This is a genomic window from Mycobacterium sp. 1164966.3 (assembly GCF_001665395.1).
Lineage (GTDB): Bacteria > Actinomycetota > Actinomycetes > Mycobacteriales > Mycobacteriaceae > Mycobacterium.
The window spans coordinates 26,713-46,498 of the sequence record NZ_LZSG01000061.1 but is presented as its reverse complement, the minus strand read 5'-3'; the positions used below and the strand labels follow the sequence as shown (position 1 = coordinate 46,498).

General features: G+C 67.1%; 18 protein-coding genes and 1 riboswitch. Of the genes, 10 read left to right on the top strand and 8 right to left on the bottom strand.

What is annotated here, in order from left to right:
- Window positions 1–71: 71 nt before the first annotated feature.
- Window positions 72–190: riboswitch (SAM riboswitch) on the top strand.
- A gap of 156 nt (window positions 191–346) precedes the next feature.
- From A9W99_RS21105 to A9W99_RS21085, 5 genes are all read left to right on the top strand, one after another.
- The gene (locus A9W99_RS21105) at window positions 347–1,690 is read left to right on the top strand and encodes a bifunctional o-acetylhomoserine/o-acetylserine sulfhydrylase (protein ID WP_067382758.1); all 1,344 of its coding nucleotides are present in this window, start codon (window positions 347–349) and stop codon (window positions 1,688–1,690) included.
- An 11-nt stretch (window positions 1,691–1,701) separates the two neighbouring features.
- A complete protein-coding gene (locus tag A9W99_RS21100) occupies window positions 1,702–2,880 on the top strand; it encodes a homoserine O-acetyltransferase (protein WP_067382754.1) in 1,179 nt (392 codons plus the stop codon).
- 69 nt (window positions 2,881–2,949) lie between these two features.
- Complete coding sequence (locus tag A9W99_RS21095; protein ID WP_067382751.1) at window positions 2,950–4,092, top strand: homoserine O-acetyltransferase; 1,143 nt, start codon at window positions 2,950–2,952, stop codon at window positions 4,090–4,092.
- Entirely contained in the window at window positions 4,089–4,820 is a 732-nt protein-coding gene (locus A9W99_RS21090; RefSeq protein WP_067382748.1) for a class I SAM-dependent methyltransferase, read from the top strand. The genes A9W99_RS21095 and A9W99_RS21090 overlap by 4 nt, the downstream gene beginning before the upstream one ends.
- Before the next feature lie 132 nt (window positions 4,821–4,952).
- Window positions 4,953–5,378, top strand: coding sequence for a DUF732 domain-containing protein (locus tag A9W99_RS21085; protein ID WP_082930135.1), 426 nt, complete (start codon window positions 4,953–4,955; stop codon window positions 5,376–5,378).
- 10 nt (window positions 5,379–5,388) lie between these two features.
- Here A9W99_RS21085 and A9W99_RS21080 read toward each other — a convergent pair whose 3' ends face one another.
- Window positions 5,389–5,655, bottom strand: a complete 267-nt coding sequence (locus A9W99_RS21080) for a DUF3017 domain-containing protein (protein WP_172828924.1) — start codon at window positions 5,653–5,655, stop codon at window positions 5,389–5,391.
- 11 nt (window positions 5,656–5,666) lie between these two features.
- Window positions 5,667–6,512, bottom strand: coding sequence for a bifunctional methylenetetrahydrofolate dehydrogenase/methenyltetrahydrofolate cyclohydrolase (locus tag A9W99_RS21075; RefSeq protein ID WP_067382740.1), 846 nt, complete (start codon window positions 6,510–6,512; stop codon window positions 5,667–5,669).
- 40 nt (window positions 6,513–6,552) lie between these two features.
- On the opposite strand from A9W99_RS21075, the gene A9W99_RS21070 reads away from it, so the two are divergent.
- From A9W99_RS21070 to A9W99_RS21060, 3 genes are all read left to right on the top strand, one after another.
- Entirely contained in the window at window positions 6,553–7,749 is a 1,197-nt protein-coding gene (locus A9W99_RS21070) for an NADH:flavin oxidoreductase (protein WP_067382737.1), read from the top strand.
- A gap of 66 nt (window positions 7,750–7,815) precedes the next feature.
- Entirely contained in the window at window positions 7,816–10,401 is a 2,586-nt protein-coding gene (locus A9W99_RS21065; protein ID WP_082930134.1) for an FHA domain-containing protein, read from the top strand.
- Window positions 10,402–10,460: 59 nt separating this feature from the next.
- Window positions 10,461–13,070, top strand: a complete 2,610-nt coding sequence (locus A9W99_RS21060) for an ATP-binding cassette domain-containing protein (RefSeq protein ID WP_067382733.1) — start codon at window positions 10,461–10,463, stop codon at window positions 13,068–13,070.
- A gap of 11 nt (window positions 13,071–13,081) precedes the next feature.
- On the opposite strand, the gene A9W99_RS21055 is transcribed toward A9W99_RS21060, so the two are convergent.
- Genes A9W99_RS21055 through A9W99_RS21035 form a run of 5 tightly spaced genes read right to left on the bottom strand, consistent with a single transcriptional unit; the run spans window position 13,082 to window position 17,793 of the window.
- The gene (locus A9W99_RS21055; protein ID WP_067382730.1) at window positions 13,082–13,639 is read right to left on the bottom strand and encodes a pentapeptide repeat-containing protein; all 558 of its coding nucleotides are present in this window, start codon (window positions 13,637–13,639) and stop codon (window positions 13,082–13,084) included.
- Window positions 13,639–14,223 carry an ATP/GTP-binding protein gene (locus A9W99_RS21050; protein WP_067382726.1) on the bottom strand — a complete coding sequence of 195 codons (585 nt, stop codon included), beginning with the start codon at window positions 14,221–14,223 and terminating at the stop codon, window positions 13,639–13,641. The genes A9W99_RS21055 and A9W99_RS21050 overlap by 1 nt, the downstream gene beginning before the upstream one ends.
- Window positions 14,204–14,581, bottom strand: a complete 378-nt coding sequence (locus A9W99_RS21045) for a DUF742 domain-containing protein (protein ID WP_067241253.1) — start codon at window positions 14,579–14,581, stop codon at window positions 14,204–14,206. Before A9W99_RS21045 ends, A9W99_RS21050 begins: the two co-directional genes overlap by 20 nt.
- Before the next feature lie 6 nt (window positions 14,582–14,587).
- Complete coding sequence (locus A9W99_RS21040; protein WP_067382723.1) at window positions 14,588–15,004, bottom strand: serine protease inhibitor; 417 nt, start codon at window positions 15,002–15,004, stop codon at window positions 14,588–14,590.
- Window positions 15,001–17,793, bottom strand: coding sequence for a HAMP domain-containing sensor histidine kinase (locus A9W99_RS21035; protein WP_067382830.1), 2,793 nt, complete (start codon window positions 17,791–17,793; stop codon window positions 15,001–15,003). Before A9W99_RS21035 ends, A9W99_RS21040 begins: the two co-directional genes overlap by 4 nt.
- A 368-nt stretch (window positions 17,794–18,161) precedes the next feature.
- Here A9W99_RS21035 and A9W99_RS21030 point away from each other — a divergent pair, with 368 nt between their 5' ends.
- Entirely contained in the window at window positions 18,162–18,626 is a 465-nt protein-coding gene (locus A9W99_RS21030) for a tRNA (cytidine(34)-2'-O)-methyltransferase (protein WP_067382720.1), read from the top strand.
- 3 nt (window positions 18,627–18,629) lie between these two features.
- Here the strand turns inward: A9W99_RS21030 and A9W99_RS21025 are convergent, their stop codons facing one another.
- Window positions 18,630–19,274 carry a nitroreductase family protein gene (locus A9W99_RS21025; protein WP_067382717.1) on the bottom strand — a complete coding sequence of 215 codons (645 nt, stop codon included), beginning with the start codon at window positions 19,272–19,274 and terminating at the stop codon, window positions 18,630–18,632.
- A gap of 23 nt (window positions 19,275–19,297) precedes the next feature.
- Between A9W99_RS21025 and A9W99_RS21020 the strand changes: the two genes are divergently transcribed.
- On the top strand, window positions 19,298–19,708 hold the full coding sequence (locus A9W99_RS21020) for a TIGR03667 family PPOX class F420-dependent oxidoreductase (protein WP_067382714.1): 411 nt from the start codon (window positions 19,298–19,300) through the stop codon (window positions 19,706–19,708).
- Window positions 19,709–19,786 lie beyond the last annotated feature (78 nt).

Sequence of the window (19,786 nt, the reverse complement as noted above, 5' to 3'; positions counted from 1 at the left end):
AGCGGTCGCCCTTGACGCCAGCGTACGTGCGAGTTGGCATCGACTCGCCGCCATGCGATAGGCTGCAGGTCGGTCATGAGCGCCAGCGTCAAGCCCCGGCTTGCTGGCCGGCAACCCTCCAACCGCGGTGGGGTGCCCCGGGTGATGACCAGGTTGAGTAGCCCAACCGGCTACGCGGCAAGCGCGGGTCCGCCATAACGGGCCCCTTGAGCTGACAGGGAACGGTTATGCGCATCCACTCACTCCAATCGGCTCTGTCTGCCGAATGCCCTGTCGCGTGATGGCCGCCGCCGAGCCCTTGCCAAGCCGTTTTGCCAGCCCGTTTCCGAGCAGAAAGCGTCCGTAGATGAGCACCGACAGCATCGACACCGATCCGAGCGCGCATTGGTCTTTCGAGACCAAGCAGGTTCACGTGGGCCAGCGACCCGACGCTGCGACCAATGCCCGCGCCCTGCCGATCTACCAGACCACGTCGTACACCTTTGAGAACGTCGCGCACGCCGCCGCGCTCTTCGGGCTCGAGGTGCCGGGCAACATCTACACCCGGATCGGCAACCCGACCACCGACGTCGTCGAGCAACGCATCGCCGCTCTGGAGGGCGGCGTGGCGGCGCTGTTCCTGAGCTCCGGACAGGCCGCCGAGACCTTCGCCATCCTCAACCTGGCCGGCGCCGGCGATCACATCGTCTCCAGCCCGCGCCTGTACGGCGGAACCTACAACCTCTTCCACTATTCGCTGGCCAAGCTCGGCATCGCGGTCAGCTTCGTCGACGACCCCGACAATCTGGACTCGTGGCAGGCGGCGGTGCAGCCCAACACCAAGGCTTTCTTTGCCGAGACCATCTCCAACCCGCAGATCGACGTACTGGACACCCCGGGCGTGTCGGAAGTCGCACACCGCAACGGGGTGCCGCTGATCGTCGACAACACCATCGCCACGCCCTACCTGATCCAGCCCTTCACCCAGGGCGCCGACATCGTGGTGCACTCGGCCACCAAGTACCTGGGAGGCCACGGCTCCGCGATCGCCGGGGTGATCGTCGACGGCGGCACCTTCGACTGGACGCAGGGCCGCTTCCCCGGGTTCACCACACCCGACCCGAGCTACCACGGAGTCGTGTTCGCCGAGCTGGGACCGCCGGCCTTCGCGCTCAAAGCCCGGGTGCAACTGCTGCGCGACCTGGGATCGGCGGCGTCGCCGTTCAACGCGTTCCTGGTGGCCCAGGGCCTGGAGACGTTGAGTCTGCGCATGGAGCGTCACGTCGCCAATGCGCAGCGCGTCGCCGAATACGTGGAGGCCCACGACAGCGTGCTGTCGGTCAATTACGCGGGGCTGCCCAGCTCTCCGTGGTACGAGCTGGGAAAGAAGTTGGCGCCCAAGGGAACCGGCGCTGTCCTGGCCTTCGAGCTGGCCGGTGGTGCAGACGCCGGCAAGGCGTTCGTGAACGCGCTGCAGCTGCACAGTCACGTCGCCAACATCGGTGACGTGCGTTCGCTGGTGATCCACCCGGCATCGACCACCCACGCCCAGCTGAGCCCCGAGGAGCAGTTGAGCACCGGCGTCAGCCCCGGGCTGGTGCGGCTGGCGGTCGGCATCGAGGGGATCGACGACATCATCGCCGACCTGGACCTCGGATTCGCCGCAGCTAGGAAGTTCAGTGGCGAATCGCATTCGGTGGCGGCCGTCTGAGGACCGCGGACATGACGATCTCCGAATTGCCCAACCAGACGCTGCCCGCCGAGGGTGAGATCGGCGTGGTTGACATCGGCTCGCTGAGCCTGGAAAGCGGCGTGGTCCTCGACGACGTGAGTATCGCCGTACAGCGCTGGGGCGAGTTGTCACCCGCGCGTGACAACGTGGTGGTGGTGTTACACGCCCTCACCGGCGATTCGCACATCACCGGCCCGGCCGGACCCGGACATCGGACGCCCGGCTGGTGGGACGGGGTGGCCGGCCCGGGGGCGCCGATCGACACCAACCGCTGGTGTGCGATCGCCACCAATGTGCTGGGCGGTTGCGATGGTTCTACCGGGCCGAGTTCGCTTGCCTGGGACGGAAAGCCGTGGGGTTCCAGGTTTCCCCAGATTTCGGTGCGGGACCAGGTGGAAGCCGATGTCGCCGCGCTGGCCGGACTGGGAATCGATCAGGTTGCCGCCGTCGTCGGCGGATCCATGGGCGGCGCAAGGGCTTTGGAATGGATAGTCAGCCACCCGGACACCGTTGGGGCCGCGCTACTGCTAGCTGTCGGTGCGCGCGCCACCGCCAACCAGATCGGAACCCAGACCACTCAGATCGCGACCATCAAGGCCGATCCGAACTGGCAGGGCGGCGATTACCACGGGACTGGCACGGCGCCCGACACCGGTCTGAAGATCGCCCGGAGTTTCGCGCACCTCACCTACCGCGGCGAGGTCGAACTCGACGACCGGTTCGGCAACGACAGCCAGAGCGGCGAAGACCCGGCAAATGGCGGCCGATACGCGGTGCAGAGCTACCTGGAATACCTCAGCGACAAGCTGGTGGACCGCTTTGACGCCGGCAGCTACGTGGTGCTGACCGAGGCGCTGAACAGCCATGACGTCGGCCGCGGGCGCGGCGGGGTGCGCAAGGCGCTGAGCGGATGTCCGGTACCCGTCGTGGTCGGTGGTATCACCTCCGATCGGCTGTACCCGCTGCGGTTGCAGGAGGAATTGGCCGAGCTGCTGCCGGGCTGCACTAGCCTGCAGGTGGTCGAGTCCAGCTACGGGCACGATGGCTTTCTGGTGGAAACCGAGGCGGTCGGCGAATTGATCAGCAAGACTCTCGAAATGGTCGAGAACGAGGCACGTGTCCATGACGTCCAAGGCGATGTCGTTCAGCTCCGCGGCTGCTGCGCATGAGCGTGGCCGTCCGTCCCATCCGCTCGAGTGGTGACCGAAGGCAATGGTGGCATTGTGACGAGTTCTGACATGTCGATTTCCGACGATCCCAGTGCAACACTGCCTGCAGAAGGCGAAATCGGCTTGGTCGACATCGGCTCGCTGAAGCTGGAGAACGGCGCCGTCATCGACGACGTCAGTATCGCCGTGCAGCGCTGGGGCGAGTTGTCGCCCGCGCGCGACAACGTGGTGGTGGTAATGCACGCACTCACCGGGGATTCGCACATCACCGGGCCCGCCGGACCGGGGCATCCGACGCCTGGCTGGTGGGACGGGGTGGCCGGCCCGGGAGCGCCGATCGACACCGACCGCTGGTGTGCGGTAGCCACCAACATGCTCGGCGGCTGCCGCGGCTCGACCGGGCCCAGCTCGCTGGCCCGCGACGGAAAGCCGTGGGGCTCGAGGTTCCCGGTGATAACGATGCGCGACAGCGTGGAGGCCGACATCGCCGCGCTGGCCACACTAGGTATCGATCAGGTTGCCGCCATCGTCGGCGGATCAATGGGCGGCGCAAGGGCTTTGGAATGGATCGTCGGTCACCCGGACCGAGTTCGGGCGGGGCTGCTGCTGGCGGTCAGTGCGCGTTCCACCGCCGACCTGATCGGCCACGTGACCACCCAGCTCGCGGGCATCAAGGCCGACCCGAACTGGCAGGGCGGCGACTATTACGGCACCGGGCGCCGTCCCGATGAGGGCCTGAAAATCGCACGACGTTTCGCGCACCTGAGCTACCGTGGCGAGGAGGAACTCGACACCCGGTTCGCCAACGACAGCCAGGGCGACGAGGACCCGACGTCCGGCGGCCGCTTCGCAGTGCAAAGCTACCTGGAATACCAGGGCGAAAAGCTGTTGAGCCGATTTGATGCCGGCAGCTATGTGGCTTTGACCGAGGCGATGACCTGCCATGACGTCGGCCGCGGGCGTGGTGGGGTGGCCGCGGCGCTGCGCGGCTGCCCGGTACCAGTCGTGGTCGGTGGCATCACCTCCGACCGGCTCTACCCGCTGAGGTTGCAGGAGGAATTGGCCGAGTTGATGCCGGGCTGCACCGGATTGCAGGTCATCGACTCCCCCTACGGGCACGACAGCTTCCTGGTGGAAACCGAGACGGTCAACGAAATGATCCGCCAGACATTGAAATTGGCCGAAGGCGCGTGTCGGGACTCCGCACGGTGACCCGCTGCTGGCACGACCGCTCCCTGTCCTTCGGCTCGGCGGCGGCTGCCTACGAGCGGGGTCGCCCGTCGTATCCTCCGCAGGCGATCGACTGGCTGTTGCCCAAAGGTGCCCGCAACGTGCTCGACCTGGGGGCTGGCACCGGGAAGCTGACCACCCGGCTGGTCGAGCGCGGCTTGGACGTGGTGGCCGTCGACCCGATTCCCGAGATGCTGGAAGTGCTGCGCGCCTCGCTTCCCCAGACCGTGACGCTGCTGGGCACCGCGGAAGAGATTCCGTTGCAGGACAACAGCGTCGACGCGGTGCTGGTCGCCCAGGCGTGGCACTGGGTCGATCCGGAGCGGGCAATTCCCGAGGTTGCCCGCGTGCTGCGGCCCGGCGGGCGACTGGGTTTGGTGTGGAACACCCGCGACGAACGACTGGGATGGGTCCGCGAGCTGGGGCACATCATCGGGAGCGACGGCGACTCGGGTCGCACGGAGCTGACCCTGCCCGCGCCGTTCAGCGCGGTGGAGCGCTATCAGGTCGAGTGGACGAATTATCTGACTCCACAAGCACTTATCGACCTGGTGGCCTCCCGCAGCTACTGCATCACCTCGCCGACCGAGGTCCGCGTCCGAACGCTCGACCAGGTGCGCGAGTTGTTGGCCACCCATCCGGCGCTGGCGAACACGAACGGCCTTGCACTGCCGTACGTCACGGTGTGTGTGCGGGCAACACTGACCTAACGCCGCGCCGCCCCGACACGCATAGAGCGCAAACCTTTACCCGAACGTGTTGTAAATGTGACAGTTATAGATCAAGGTTCCTAGAGTGATTAGAGTGTCTCAAGTGCACTCCGAGGACCGATGGGAGCTTGCATGAAGGCAGCGGCTAGAGCTCGAGGATGGATCTGGACCTTCCGTTCACAACCCGTGACCATTCGTCTGTTCGCCGCCGCGGCCGGAATCCTCAGCGCAGCAGCAATATTCGCGGCTCCGGCCGACGCCAGCCCGATCGACGACTCGTTCATCGGCGCGCTTGGCAACGCCGGTGTCAACTACGGCGACCCGGGCAGCGCGGTGACGATGGGTCAGTCGATCTGCCCGATGCTTGCCGAGCCCGGCGGGAACTTCGCCGCGGCCGCCGCGCGGGTCAGGGGCAATGGCATGTCCCCCGGAATGGCCGACATGTTCACCAAAATCGCCATTTCGATGTACTGCCCGAGCATGATGGCCGACGTGGCCAACGGCCACATGCCCAACCTGCCGCAAATCCCCGGCATGCCAGGGCTGCCAGGGCTGTAGGCAAACGCGGCTAGCCGGTGCCCAGCGGGTCGATCGTCCACGCGATATAGACCATCGCCGCACCAACCGACGCCGTGGTGAGGAAGTCGGTGCCCTTGCTGCGCACCACCAGCAAGCCGGCTCCCCCGTCGGTCAGCACCAGCCGCAGCACCGCGGCCACCCCGACCCCGATGCCGATCAACAGCGCGCCGCGGCGCCAGAAGTTGGCGCCCACCAGGGCAAGAGCCGTGACGAAGATCAGCCCCACGAGCAGAATCGGCCACTGGGCCTTGGCCATCGACCGCAGACTCACTGGCGTTCGGCCAACTCGACGACGTTGGTCAGCAGAAACGCCCGGGTCAGCGGGCCGACACCGCCCGGATTCGGCGACACGTGACCCGCGACGTCCCACACGTCCGGATGCACGTCGCCGGCGAGCTTGCCGTCCACCCGGCTGACACCCACGTCGACGACCGCAGCGCCGGGACGCACCATGTCGGCCGTCAGTAGGTGCGGCACACCAACGGCGGCCACGATGATGTCGGCCTGTCTGGTGAGCGCGGGCAAGTCGCGAGTCTTGGTGTGGCACAACGTCACAGTGGCGTTCTCGGAGCGGCGGGTGAGCAGCAGCCCCAGCGGGCGGCCCACCGTCACACCGCGGCCGATGACGACCACATGCGCACCGGCGATCTCGACGTCGTAGCGCCGCAGCAGGTGCACGATGCCGCGTGGGGTGCACGGCAATGCCGCCGGCGTGTTGAGAACCAGTCTGCCGAGGTTCGTCGGGTGCAGGCCGTCGGCGTCCTTGTCCGGGTCGACGCGCTCGAGAGCCGCGTTCTCGTCCAAGTGCTTGGGCAACGGCAACTGCACGATGTAACCGGTGCACTCGGGATTGGCGTTCAGTTCGTCGATGGTGTCGTTGAGCGTGGCCGTGGAGATGTCGGCGGGCAGGTCGCGGCGAATCGAGGTGATGCCCACCTTGGCGCAGTCGGCGTGCTTACCGCGGACGTAGGCCTGCGAGCCGGGGTCCTCGCCGACCAGGATGGTCCCCAGTCCGGGGGTGCGGCCCGATCCGGTCAGCGCCGACACCCGTTGCTTCAGGTCGATGAAGATCTCGTCCCGGGTGGCCTTGCCGTCCAGCGTGATTGCGCCCACGCCGAACAGTCTGGCACGCCCGCGGAGTTAGGCTCCTGTCATGCCCGAGACACCGGACATCTTCAGCCCCGCCAAGCTCGGTCCGATCACGTTGCGCAACCGGATCATCAAAGCGGCGACGTTCGAAGCCCGCACGCCCGACGCGCTGGTCACCGACGACCTGATCGAGTACCACCGCTTGCCCGCCGCGGGCGGGGTGGGCATGACCACCGTCGCCTTCTTGGCGGTGTCACCGGACGGGCGCCCCGAATTCGAGCAGATCTGGTGGCGACCAGAGGCAATACCGGGCCTGCGCAAGCTGACCGAGGCCGTCCACGCCGAAGGCGCGGCCGCCAGTGCACAGATCGGACACGCCGGTCCAATCGCACATGTCCGCACCTATCGAGGCAGGGCGCTGGCGCCCATGCGGCAGTTCAACCCCGCCGCGCTCAAATTTTCCAGAATGGCCGCGCGTGCGGACATCGACAGGGTGATCAAAGACCATGCCGCGGCGGCCCGTTTCGCGATCGAGGCCGGATTCGATGCGGTCGAGGTTCACCTGGGCCATAACTACTTCGCCAGCTCTTTCCTCAGTCCATTGATCAACAAGCGCACTGACGAGTTCGGCGGCTCGCTGGAGAACCGCGCCAAGGTAGCGCGCAACATCGTGCTGGCGGTGCGCGACCAGGTGGCGAATCAGGGCACCCCGATCGCTGTAACGGCCAAACTCAACATGACCGACGGTGCACGCCGCGGCATCCCGATCGAAGAATCGCTGCAGACCGCCAAGTGGCTTGAGGAGGACGGCGGCCTGGATGCCATCGAACTCACCGCTGGCAGCTCGCTGGTCAACCCGATGTACCTGTTTCGCGGCGACGCGCCAGTCAAGGAATTCGCCAAGGCATTTCATCGCCCGATGCGGTGGGGCGTACGAGCGATGGGCACGAAGTTCCTGCGCGAATATCCCTACCAGGAGGCATACCTGCTGGATGACGCCAGGCGGTTCCGCGCCGAGCTGTCGATGCCGCTGGTTCTGCTCGGCGGCATCACCAACCGGGAGACGATGGACCTGGCGATGGCCGAGGGATTCCAGTTCGTCGCGATGGGCCGGGCGCTGCTGGCCGAGCCCGATCTGATCACCCGGATCGCCGCCGACGGCGCCGCGCATACCGTGCATTCGGCGTGTACGCACTGCAACCAGTGCATGCCGACGATCTTCAGCCGCACGCGCTGTGTGGTGACCGGGGCGCCCGACTGACCTGCGGGCAAGCGTTATCTAAACGTTGCAGTTCCCGGGCGGGCCTGAACCGCTAAAGTTGTTTCGATGACTCCACCAGCCCCGCCTGCGCTAACCGTCAGGCACGACGGGTCGGAGCGGACATTCGCGGCAGGCCATGACGTAGTGGTCGGCCGTGATCTCCGGGCCGACATGCGGATCACGCATCCGCTGATCTCGCGCGCCCATCTCCTGCTGCGCTTCGATCAAGGCAGGTGGCTGGCGATCGACAACGGTTCCCTGAACGGGACTTACGTCAACGGCCGGCGGGTGCCGGTGGTCGACATCCACGACGGCCAAACCGTCAACATCGGCAATCCGGACGGGCCGGCGCTGACTTTCGAGGTCGGGCGGCACCATGGGATGGCCGGACGTCCACCCCAAACCTCAGGGATGCGCATACCGTCGATGGCCGGCCAGGCGTCCGGTCAGGTCAGCCCCACCGTCGGCGGCCCGCCAGGCCCCCCCCCCCCCCCACCCCGCGGCGCACCGCCGCCACGCCCACCTGGCGGTCCGGGGTACCCGCCCGGCGGACGGCCGCCTGTGCACCCGCCGTCACAGCCCAACTACGCGCGCTCGTCCAGCGCCGCCTACGACGCGGCGCCGCGAACCGAGCTGGAACCCGCCATCCGGCCCCCGGAGGCCGGCAATTTGGCGACGAAGATGTTCAACGCACTGCGGCCTTCCCGCGCCGCGGGGGGAAATGCGCCACCCGGGGCGGCCAGCATCGGCCGCGCGACCGACAACGACATCGTCATCCAGGACGTTTTGGCGTCGCGGCATCACGCGTTCTTGACGCGCACCCAGCTGGGCTCCGAGATCCGCGACGCGAACAGCGTCAACGGCACGTTCGTCAACGGGGTCCGGGTGGGGTCGGCGATCCTGTCCGAGGGCGACGTGGTCACCATCGGCAACGTCGACCTGGTCTTCACCGGCGACAACCTGGTCCGCAGGACCGCCGCGGCGGAGACGCGCACCGGCGGCCTCGAGGTGAGCTCCGTCTGCTTCGTCGTCGACAAAGGCAAGCAACTGCTGGACCACATCTCGGTGACCGCCAGGCCGGGCACACTGACGGCCATCGTCGGGGGATCCGGCGCCGGGAAGAGCACGCTGTCCCGGTTGATTGCCGGATACACCAGTCCCAGCGAAGGCAGCGTGACCTTCGAGGGCCACAACATCCACACCGAGTACGCGTCAATGCGCAGCAGGATCGGGATGGTCCCGCAGGACGACGTCGTGCACCGCCAGCTGACCGTCAACCAGGCCCTTGGCTACGCCGCCGAGCTGCGCCTGCCGCCCGACACCAGCAAACAGGAACGCGCGCAAGTCGTGGCTCAGGTGCTCGAGGAACTCGAGATGACCAAGCACGCGGACACCCGGGTGGACAAGCTGTCCGGCGGGCAGCGCAAACGTGCTTCGGTGGCGCTGGAGCTGCTGACCCAACCGTCGCTGCTTATCCTCGACGAGCCAACCTCCGGGCTGGACCCGGCGCTGGACCGCCAGGTGATGCTGATGCTGCGCCAACTCGCCGACGCCGGCCGTGTGGTTCTGGTGGTGACCCACTCGATCTCCTACCTGGACGTCTGCGACCAGATCCTGCTGCTGGCGCCCGGCGGCAAGACCGCGTTCTGTGGACCTCCCGACCAGGTCGAGGCTGCCATGGGAACCCGCAACTGGGCCGACATCTTCGCCAAGGTGGGCGCCGATCCCGACGAGGCCAACCGCCGCTTCAAGGAGCGAAGTCAGCACGTGTCGCAGGCGCCCGTCGCCTCCCAGATTCCCGGCGACCTTGGGGAGCCGCCGAAAACCGGCCTGGGGCGCCAGTTCTCCACGATCGCGCGCCGCCAGGTTCGGCTCATCGTCTCCGACCGCGGCTACACCATCTTCCTGGCCATCCTGCCTTTCGTCATGGGCGGACTGTCGCTGTCGGTGAAAGGTCCCAAACCTGGCCTGGGCCCTGCCGACCCAAAACTGGCGCCGACCCAACCGCAGTACATCATGGTGCTGTTGATCATCGGCGCGGTGTTCATGGGAACCGCGCTGACCATCCGCGACCTCGTGGGCGAGCGCCCCATCTTCAAGCGTGAACAAGCCGTCGGGTTGTCCACCACCGCTTATCTGCTGGCGAAGGCCGCGGTCTTCTGCGCGTTCGCGACCGCCCAGGCAGCAATCGCGACGTTGATCGTCCGATGGGGCAAGGGCGCACCCACCCAACCCGCTCTGTTCTTCGGCAATTCCACGCTCGCGCTGTTCTTCACGGTGGCAGGCACTTGTGTCGCGTCGGCGATGTTCGGCCTGCTGCTGTCGGCGATCGCGCAATCCAACGAGCAAATCATGCCGCTACTGGTGGTGTCGCTCATGTCCCAGCTGGTGCTCTGCGGCGGAATGATCCCGGTCTACCAGCGCACCGGCCTGGAGCAACTTGCCTGGGTGACGCCCGGCCGCTGGGGTTACGCCGCCGGTGCGTCGTCGATCGAGATCAAGGCGCTGGTGAACGTGCCACAGATACCGACGGACGATCCGATCTGGCAGCACTCCAAACATATTTATCTGCTGGACATGTTCATGCTGGCGATACTGTCGGTGGGTTACATGGTCTACATCCGGTGGCATATCCGGCTCAAGCGGCATTAACGACGTAGGCGCCGACTAAACGGCCTACGGAACGCCGTGCGGCTATCTAATCTGAACGGATGAGCCGACCCTCCTCACCCGTGCTGACGGTTCGTTCCGGCCGATCGGAAGGCAGCTTCGCTGCGGGCCGCGACGTTTTCGTCGGCAGCGACCTACGCGCCGACTTGCGCATTGCTCATCCGCTGATCGCCCGCGCCCATCTGCTGCTGCGTTTCGACAAGGGCAGGTGGGTGGCGATCGACAACAACTCCCTCAACGGGATGTTCGTCAACGGCCAGCGGGTGCCGGCGGTCGACATCCGCGACGGGCAGGCAATCAACATCGGCAAGCCCGACGGGCCGCAGCTGTCCTTCAAGGTCGGTCGCCACAGCGGGGCCGTCGGTCTGCTGCCGCCCACCGAAAAACATCAGGCGATCGTGCCGCCCGCGTCACCGGCGTCGCCTAACACCGGGCCGCGGTCGCGGCCGAGTGGTCCCATACCCCGATCCACCGGACCCCTGTCGCGGCCGCAAACCAACCCGTCGCGGCAGCAGTCCCTGTCCCGGCCGCCCACCAACCCGCCTCGGCAGTCCGCGCCACCGGCTCAGCCAGCGCAGGCTGATCCGGCGACACAGCTGAGCCAGCAGGTGTCGCCGCCTGACGAAGCGGAGCGCAGCCGGGGCCCACGGATCATGCGGCCGAAGCCGCCGACTGAGGCCGGAGCGGAGGAGGAAGGCCCCACCAGGAGGTTGCGGGCCCTGGGGCGGAGCTCGAAACCGCCCGCCACCAGCGGCGCCAAGATCGGCCGCGCGATCGACAACGACATCGTGATCCACGACGTTTTGGCATCGCGCTATCACGCGTATTTGGTGTCGACGCCGCTGGGCACCGAGATCCGCGACGCGCAGAGTGCCAACGGCACATTCGTCAACGGGATGCGCGTCGGATCGGCGGTGCTGACCGAGGGCGACGTGGTCACGATCGGCAACGTCGACTTGGCGTTCACCGGCGGCGAGCTGGTCCGCCGCACCGAGGTCGCGACGCGGAGCGGCGGCCTGGAGGTGCGTGACATCGTGTTCACCATCGGTGAAAAGGCGCTGCTGCAGAACGTTTCGATGATCGCCCGGCCCGGCACGCTGACCGCCATCATCGGCGGGTCCGGCGCCGGCAAGAGCACGCTGTCGCGATTGATAGCCGGCTATACCACGCCCACCTCCGGGTCGGTCACCTTCGAAGGCCACGACATCCATACCGAATACGCGTCGTTGCGCAGCAGGATCGGCATGGTCCCGCAGGACGACGTGGTGCACCGCCAGCTCACCGTCAACCAAGCGCTCGGCTACGCCGCCGAATTGCGGCTGCCGCCCGACACCACCAAGGCCGATCGGGACCAGGTGGTCGCCGAGGTACTCGAAGAGCTGAGCCTTACCGAGCACGCCGACAAGCGGGTCGACAATCTCTCCGGCGGCCAGCGCAAGCGCGCGTCAGTGGCGTTGGAACTGCTCACCGGACCCTCACTGCTGATTCTCGACGAGCCCACGTCAGGCCTGGACCCCGCGCTGGACCTGCAGGTGATGAACATGCTGCGGCAGCTTGCCGACGCCGGTCGCGTGGTGCTCGTCGTCACCCACTCCCTGACCTATCTCGAAGTCTGCGATCAGGTGTTGCTGATGGCACCCGGCGGCAAGACCGCGTATCTGGGTCCTCCGGACCAGATCGGCGAGGTCATGGGGACCACCAACTGGGCCCACATTTTCGCGAAGGTGGGCGCCGATCCTGAGGAGGCCAATCGCCGTTTCCTGGCCCAGAACGAGCCGCCGCCACCGATGCTGGCCGAGGTTCCGGGCGATCTGGGTGAACCGGCGCATACCAGCATGCGTCGCCAATTCTCGACGATCGCGCGCCGGCAGATCCGGCTGGTCGTCGCCGACCGGGCCTACTTCATCTTCCTGGCGCTGTTGCCGTTCGCCATGGGCTTGCTGGCGCTCACGGTGCCGGGAAGTACCGGTTTCGGGTACGCCGATCCGACGAGCGAGTCGGCCGGCGAAGCCTCGACCATAATGACGCTGCTCACCATGGCCGCCGTTTTCATGGGTACCGCCCTGACGCTGCGCGACCTCATCGGCGAGCGTCCGATCTTCCGGCGAGAGCAAGCGGTCGGGCTGTCCACCACGGCTTACCTACTGGCCAAGATCGCGGTGTTCTGCGTGTTCGCGATCGCCCAGTCGGTAATCACCACCGCCATCGTGGTTCTGGGCAAAAAGGGGCCGACCAAGCCCGCCCTGGTGCTTGGGAACGCCACGCTCGAATTGTTTGTGGGTGTTGCGGCGACGTGCGTGGCCGCGGCGATGCTCGGCCTGCTGCTGTCGGCGCTGGCGCGCTCCAATGAACAGATCATGCCGCTGCTGGTGGTGTCGCTGATGATGCAGATGGTGCTCTCCGGCGGCATCGTGCCGGTCACCAACCGGATCGCGCTGGAACAGATGTCGTGGGTGGTGCCCGCGCGGTGGGGGTATGCGGCGCAGGCGTCGACAGTCGACTTGGTGGCGGTCTCGCCTGGTCCGCAAACCCCCAAGGACGACCTCTTCAAGCACACGTCCCACGCTTGGCTGTTCGACATGGGCATGCTCGCGCTGTTGTCGGTTGTCTACGCCGTCGCCGTGCGATGGCAAATCCGGCTCAAGCGCTGACCTGCGTCGGCTCACCCATCCAGACGGAGCCCGTGTGCCACCGCGAAAGCCAGGGCTTGCGGGACGTCCACCTGGGCACCGGCCAGTGACGCGCTTCGCCACAATGTGGAATCCACCGTCGCGCCGCGCAGGTCGGCCTCGTCCAGGCGGGCATCGGTGGTGCGCGCACCGCTGAGGTCTACACCGCGCAGCACGGCCTTGCGCAGGTCGGTCTCTACCAGGCTGGCCTCACGCAGCCGGCAGCCACTCAGGTCGACGCCGCGGAAGTCGTTGCCGCCCAGCACGGCAAGTGTGAAATCCACCTCGTCGAAGGTCAGCGGCCGCATCCGGCACTGCTCGAAGACCGAGCCCAGCATGCTGCATTGCGCAAATGTGCTGTGCCACAGCAATGTTCGCCGGAAAGTGCAGTTGCGAAAGGCTGACCCGCGATGCTGCGACTCGGCCAGGTTGGCACCGCTGAAATCGCATTCGGTGAACACGACCCGTTCGGTGCACAACCGGCTGAGGTCCGCGTCGACGAAATCATGGCCGGTGTAGTCGCGGTCAGTCCATTGGCCCGCGGTCGCCACTAGCCGGCCAGGGTGGCCAGCGCGTATTCGCTCACCGCGATCAGCGCGTCGGTCGCCGACCGGCGATCGCGGGCGTCGACGGTGATCACCGGAATGTCATCCGCCAAGGTGAGCGCTTCGCGCACGGCGTTGAGCGGATACGTTGGCGCGCCGTCGAATTCGTTGACCGCGACCAAAAACGGCAGATTGCGGTGCTCGAAGAAGTCGACGGCGGCGAAGCTGTCCTGCAGGCGGCGGACGTCGACCAGGACGATCGCGCCGATGGCGCCGCGCACCAGGTCGTCCCACATGAACCAGAACCGGCGCTGGCCCGGCGTCCCGAACAGATAGAGCACCAGATCCTCTTCCAACGTGATCCGACCGAAGTCCATCGCCACCGTCGTGGTCTGCTTGCCCGGAGTGGACTCGAGCACGTCCACGCCGGACGAGGCGTCGGTCACCATCGCCTCGGTGCGCAGCGGCATGATCTCCGAAACCGCGCCGACGAACGTGGTCTTTCCGGCGCCGAACCCGCCCGCGATCACGATCTTCGTCGACGCCGTGGCATGCCCGTCGGAATGCGCCTCAGAGTGCCTTAAGGCCACGCAGCGTCCTTCCTATGAGTTCCTGGCGCTCGTCGCGGGTCGAACGATCGGTCAACGTCCTGTGCACCCGAAGGTAACCGGCATTGACCAGATCGCCGACCAAGACGCGCGCGACACCCACGGGCAAATCCAGCCGGGCCGAGATTTCCGCGACCGAGGGACTCTTGACGCCCATCCGGATGATGTTGCTTCGCACGTCGCCGGCCGGCCAGGAGTGCGCCAGTCCCAACGTCTGCACCGGCGCTTCCAGCGGTAGGTCGACGTCGGTGCCGGTTCGTCCGGCCGTCAGCGTATACGGGCGGACCAGGTTGGCCTCCCGCGCGGTTGATCGGGATTTGCGCGGCTCGCGTCCGTCCATCGCGGCTCAGGAATACGCCGGGCCCGGCGCTGCGCGGCGGGTGGACTGCACGACTCCGCCCACCCGTTCGACCAGCATCGCCATCTCGTAACCGATCTGACCGATATCACAGGACGTCACAGCCAGCGCTGCCAGATGCGAGCCGTCGCCGACATGCATCAACAACAGATAGCCCCGCTGCATCTCGACCACCGACTGCAGCACCTGCCCACCGTCGAACAGCTGCGCGGCGCCGGTCGCCAGGCTGGCCAGCCCGGACGCCACCGCGGCCAGCTGGTCGGCGCGCTCACGCGGAAGCCGATCACTGGCGGCCAGCGGCAAGCCATCGACGGACACCAAGAGGGCATGCGCCACGCCGGGGACCTCCCGCGCGAACTTCGACACCAGCCAGTCCAGCGTGTCGCCCGACGTTTGCGTCGTCATTCGTCACCCGGTCCTTGAGTTTCTTCCCGGGCGTGCGAGCGAGCGCTGCGCACACCGCCGAAATGGCTGCTCATCGAGGCTCGAATCGCCTCCGGATCGCGACCCGCGGCGGCGTGCTCGACCTCCCTGCCCGGTTCCTGATGTTCGCCCGAAACCAGCCAGGTGCTCGCCTCCCCCGTTTCGGTCCCGTTGGCGGCCCCAGGCACCAGCCGGGCGCCGGGCTTGCGCATCGGGAGGCCGGTTTCGGTCTGGGACTCGACAGGTGTCTCCTCGGCATGCGCGGCGAGGACCCAGCCGCGGTCCCACACCGACTTCCAATCGAGGTCGTGGTGTTGCGCCAGTTCGTGCGGGTCGCCGGCGATCTCGGCCAGCATCCGCTGGTAGATCACGTCGTCAGCGGCCGCGTCGGGCGGGGCCGGTGGTATGGCGGCCCGCCTGACCGGCGGTTGCGGCGGTGGCGGCGGGCCCGAGGAACGTCCCGCCGACTGCACAGCGGAGCGCGCGGCGAAGAACCCCGAGGTGTCCGACGCCGTCTGCGCCGGCTCCGCGGCCGGCGCTTGCTGCGGCTCGGGCGCTTGCCCGTGCTCCCACCATGGCGTGGGCAGCTCACGCCGCTGCTGTCGGGGCTGTTCCTCGACCGGGGGGACGTCGGTGATACCGCTGGAGCCCGGACTGCGACGCGGCAGCAGCGTGACCGGCGGCCCGGATTCCGTTTCCGAGCCGGGCGCGCCGTTGCGGTCCGACGTCTCCAGCACGACGGTGTCCGGCTCCGCGGCAGGTGCGGCTGCCGGAGCGGCGGCCAACGGCGAACCGGCCGCGCGGTCGGGCTGGACGCTCGGCGCTCCGGCTCGTTCGCGTGCCCGCGATCGCGTACCGCGAACCACGACGGAGGCCTCGCTGAACACCGACAACGGCAGGTATACCTCGGCGGTCGTGCCGTGACCGCCCTCCGACATCGCCGGACCGCGCAGCCGCACCCGGATGCCGTGCGGGGCGGCGAGCCTGCTGACCACGAACAGCCCCATGTGGCGGGCGTTGTCGGGAGTGACCTCGCCGCCGGACTGCAGCCGCATGTTGGCGATGCGCCGATCGGAATCGTTCATACCCAGACCGGTGTCCGAGATGCGCAGCAGCACTCCCCCGTCCCGGGCGGGCGCCGCTGAAACCGAAACCGGCGACGACGGGGGCGAATAGCGCAGCGCGTTGTCGATCAACTCGGCGAGCAGATGGATGAGCCCGCCGGCCGCCGTACCGATTACGGTGCATTCCGGCATGGCCGCGATTTGCACCCGGCGATAATCCTCGACCTCGGAGACGGCGGCCTGCACCACCGTCGACAGCTGCACGGGATCGCGCCGGTCCCGCGAAAGCCGGGCACCGGCTAGCACGAGGAGGTTGGCACTGTTGCGGCGCAGCCGCGCCGCCAGGTGATCGAGGCGGAAGAGACTGTCCAGCCGCTCGGGGTCCTCCTCGTCGCGCTCCAGGCCGTCGATGAGCGACAGCTGCTGGTCGACCAGCGAACGGCTGCGCCGGGACATGGTCTCGAACATGTCGTTGACCAGCAACCGCAGCCGCGCCTCGTCCCCGGCCAGCAGCAGGGCCTGGGTGTGCAGCTCGTCGACCGCGTGCGCAACCTGGCCGATCTCCTCGGTGGTGTACACCGGCAGCGGATGCGGGGTCGGCTCGGCGTCGCCGGCTCGCACCCGGGCTATCTCTTCCTCTAGGTCGGTGTGCGCGACTTTGAGTGCGGCGTCGCGCAGCACGCGCAGTGGCGCGACCAGCGCGCGCGCCACCAGCAGCACCACGAACACCGCGATTGCAATGGCGGCCAGCACCAGTACGGCGTCGCGGATGGCCGCATCGCGCCGCACATTCGCCTGGCTCTGCACTGACTTTGTGACCGCCATGGTCGAGTTGTTGATGACCTGATCGGCGATCCCGTCGGTGACCTGGATGGAGTGCAGCAGCGCGGGGTTGTTGACGAGCGCGCTGGCCGGATCCGACATGATCGCCATCCGGGTCACCATCTGCTGCTGCAGGGTCTTGGCGTCCGGCGAGCCGGCACCGAGCACCTCGGCCATCCCGAACAGCGTCGACGGCTCGGTTCCAGCCAGGGTGATCATCGACGTGCGCAACTGTGGCTCGGGCAGCTCGGCGCCGCGCGTCACCAAAAGCTCCTGCATGGTCATCTGCCCGCGGGCACCGACCGCCCGGCTCAGGCCCTGTGCCTGGGCGCGGATCTGCTCACTGTCCACCTGCACCGAAGCGTTGATCACGTTCTCGGCCGTCAACAGCAGCGGCGCGTACGTGGTTACCCGGTCGCGCAATCCGATGCTGTTCGCAAATACCTTGTCCAGCAGCGCCTGGCCGCCGTTCAACAGGCTGTTCACTCCGGATCGGACATCGGGGTTGACGTCGGTGGCGGCCAGTCGGGTCTGCAGTTCGTCCTTGCGGGCCTCGAAGTTGTTCTTCGCCCCGCCCACGTCGTTCCCCGCGGAGCTCGCCTTGAGCGCCACGTCTAATGCCGACATGTACTTGGTGATCGCCGGTATCACGTCGGCGCGGGCAGCGGCCAGCCGGAGCGCTTTGGAGCTGGCCATCGCATCCGATACCCGCAAACCGCCGAAAACAGTGGCCAGAATCAGCGGCACCAGCACAATCGCCAGCACCTTCCACCGCACCGGCCAGTTACTCAGCGACCAGGCCAGGGGCCGCTTCACCGGTTTGGCGGGAGGTACTTCCGGGATCTCCGCCGGGGCCAGGTGGGCCGGGCGGGTGAAAGCGGTCACGTTGCTTCGGCTTTCGTTGGTTTGGCGCAACCGGCCGCTGCGCTGACACACGGCGCTCCGACAAATAAGAGGCTCATGAAACTTCCTGCTTTATGTCGCCCGCCCCAGGCAGATCGGCGCGAGCGGTAAACGCCTGGCGATCCTGCGAGTATGACAGCCCGCGCCCCCGGTCACCACACTCCTCCCACTGTTCACAGCACACGCGGAATTTACAAGCGCATATTTCCTCTGCCTCTATATACGGTGCCAAGCCCGGATTTTCCAGATAACCAGCCAATCCGATCCGGAAAACGACGGGTTCCGATATTCAGGTGGCGGGCTCGACGGAAAAGTATTGATATAAGCCGTCGGCCGTTTGAGAGGAAGCCGTGTTCAAGCTGATGTTCGTTTCCCCGCGCATCGCGCCGAACACCGGCAACGCCATCCGGACCGCCGCCGCCACCGGCTGCGAACTGCATCTCGTCGAGCCCCTCGGCTTCGACTTGTCCGAACCCAAACTGCGCCGGGCCGGCCTGGACTACCACGACCTGGCCTCGGTCACCGTGCATCCTTCGCTGGAGGCCGCGTGGGAAGTGCTCATGCCGGCCCGGGTGGTCGCGTTCACCGCGGGGGCGACGGCGTCGTTCGCCGAGATCGGCTACCGGGCCGGCGACGTGCTGATGTTCGGGCCGGAGCCCACCGGGCTGGATGCGGCCACCCTGGCCGACGCGCACATCACCCATAGGGTGCGCATCCCGATGCTGGCCGGCCGGCGGTCGCTCAACCTGTCCAATGCCGCGGCCATCGCCGTGTACGAGGCGTGGCGGCAGCACGGTTATGGCGGAGCCGGCTAGCCGCTACCAGGCGTTCCAGTGCGTCAGGCTCTCGGCGGGCAGCCGCTTGGCCGGCCGGAAGTCGGTGCCCTTGGTGTAGGCGATCGGAAACAACCCGCCCTGGCTGTACTGGTCGTAGGGGATCCCGAGTACGTCAGCCACCTTGCGTTCGCCGTCGTGCAGCAGATGCAGCGTCGTCCAGCAAGAGCCCAGCCCGCGCGAACGCAGCGCCAGGCAGAAACTCCACACCGCCGGGAACAGGGACGCCCAGAACGACACACCGCCCAAGGGCTGTTTGTCTTCCCGACCGTAGATGCAGGGGATCATCAGCACCGGCGCCTCGTGCATGTGCTCCGCGAGAAAGGTGGCGGAGTCGCGGACGCGCCCCATCCGCTCGCCGCGCGTGTCGCCTTCGGCGTACTCGGCCGCGGGCGAGCTGAGGTAGCCGCTGGCGTTGGCCAGGTAGACATCGCCGATCGCCTTCTTCTTTTCGGCGTCTTCGACGAACACCCATTGCCAGCCCTGCGAATTGGAGCCGGTGGGCGCCTGCAGCGCCAGGTCGAGGCATTCCATCAGCACGTCGCGGGGCACCGGCTTGTCGAAGTCGAGGCGTTTGCGGACCGAACGGGTGGTGGTGAGCACTTCGTCGACGGACAGGTTGAGGGTCATGACGTGGAGGCTACCGTTAGATCATGAGCGTCGAACTGACACAAGAGGTTTCCAGCAGACTCAGCTCCGACCACTACGGATGGCTGACCACCGTGGCCAAATCGGGGCAGCCGGTGCCACGGCTGATCTGGTTCTATTTCGACGGGTCGCGCCTGCGGGTGTACTCGATGCCGCAGGCGGCTAAGGTCGCCCACATCAAGGCCCGCCCGCAGGTGAGCCTGAACCTGGACTCCGACGGCAACGGCGGCGGCATCATCGTCGTCGGCGGAACCGCGGCGATAGACGCCACCGATGTCGATTGCCGGGAGGACGAGGCGTACTGGGCGAAGTACCGCGACGACGCCGCGAATTTCGGTCTGACCGAGGCGATTGCCTCCTACAGCACCCGGATGACCATCACTCCGACCAGGGTGTGGACCACGCCAACGGGTTAGCGGGCCTCGCGCGTCCCCTTCCCCGCGAGCGTGCGCATAAATACGCGACACGCCCGGTGTTTTCCGGCATTTTGTGCA

Bases quoted from the DNA above. Each gene is read 5' to 3' on its own strand.
- A9W99_RS21105 (WP_067382758.1), top strand. From the start codon at position 347: ATGAGCACCGACAGCATCGACACCGATCCGAGCGCGCATTGGTCTTTC.
- A9W99_RS21020 (WP_067382714.1), top strand. From the start codon at position 19,298: ATGAGCGTCGAACTGACACAAGAGGTTTCCAGCAGACTCAGCTCCGAC.
- A9W99_RS21060 (WP_067382733.1), top strand. From the start codon at position 10,461: ATGAGCCGACCCTCCTCACCCGTGCTGACGGTTCGTTCCGGCCGATCG.
- A9W99_RS21095 (WP_067382751.1), top strand. From the start codon at position 2,950: ATGTCGATTTCCGACGATCCCAGTGCAACACTGCCTGCAGAAGGCGAA.
- A9W99_RS21085 (WP_082930135.1), top strand. From the start codon at position 4,953: ATGAAGGCAGCGGCTAGAGCTCGAGGATGGATCTGGACCTTCCGTTCA.
- A9W99_RS21100 (WP_067382754.1), top strand. From the start codon at position 1,702: ATGACGATCTCCGAATTGCCCAACCAGACGCTGCCCGCCGAGGGTGAG.
- A9W99_RS21040 (WP_067382723.1), bottom strand. From the start codon at position 15,004: ATGACGACGCAAACGTCGGGCGACACGCTGGACTGGCTGGTGTCGAAG.
- A9W99_RS21070 (WP_067382737.1), top strand. From the start codon at position 6,553: ATGCCCGAGACACCGGACATCTTCAGCCCCGCCAAGCTCGGTCCGATC.
- A9W99_RS21065 (WP_082930134.1), top strand. From the start codon at position 7,816: ATGACTCCACCAGCCCCGCCTGCGCTAACCGTCAGGCACGACGGGTCG.
- A9W99_RS21045 (WP_067241253.1), bottom strand. From the start codon at position 14,581: ATGGACGGACGCGAGCCGCGCAAATCCCGATCAACCGCGCGGGAGGCC.
- A9W99_RS21025 (WP_067382717.1), bottom strand. From the start codon at position 19,274: ATGACCCTCAACCTGTCCGTCGACGAAGTGCTCACCACCACCCGTTCG.
- A9W99_RS21080 (WP_172828924.1), bottom strand. From the start codon at position 5,655: ATGGCCAAGGCCCAGTGGCCGATTCTGCTCGTGGGGCTGATCTTCGTC.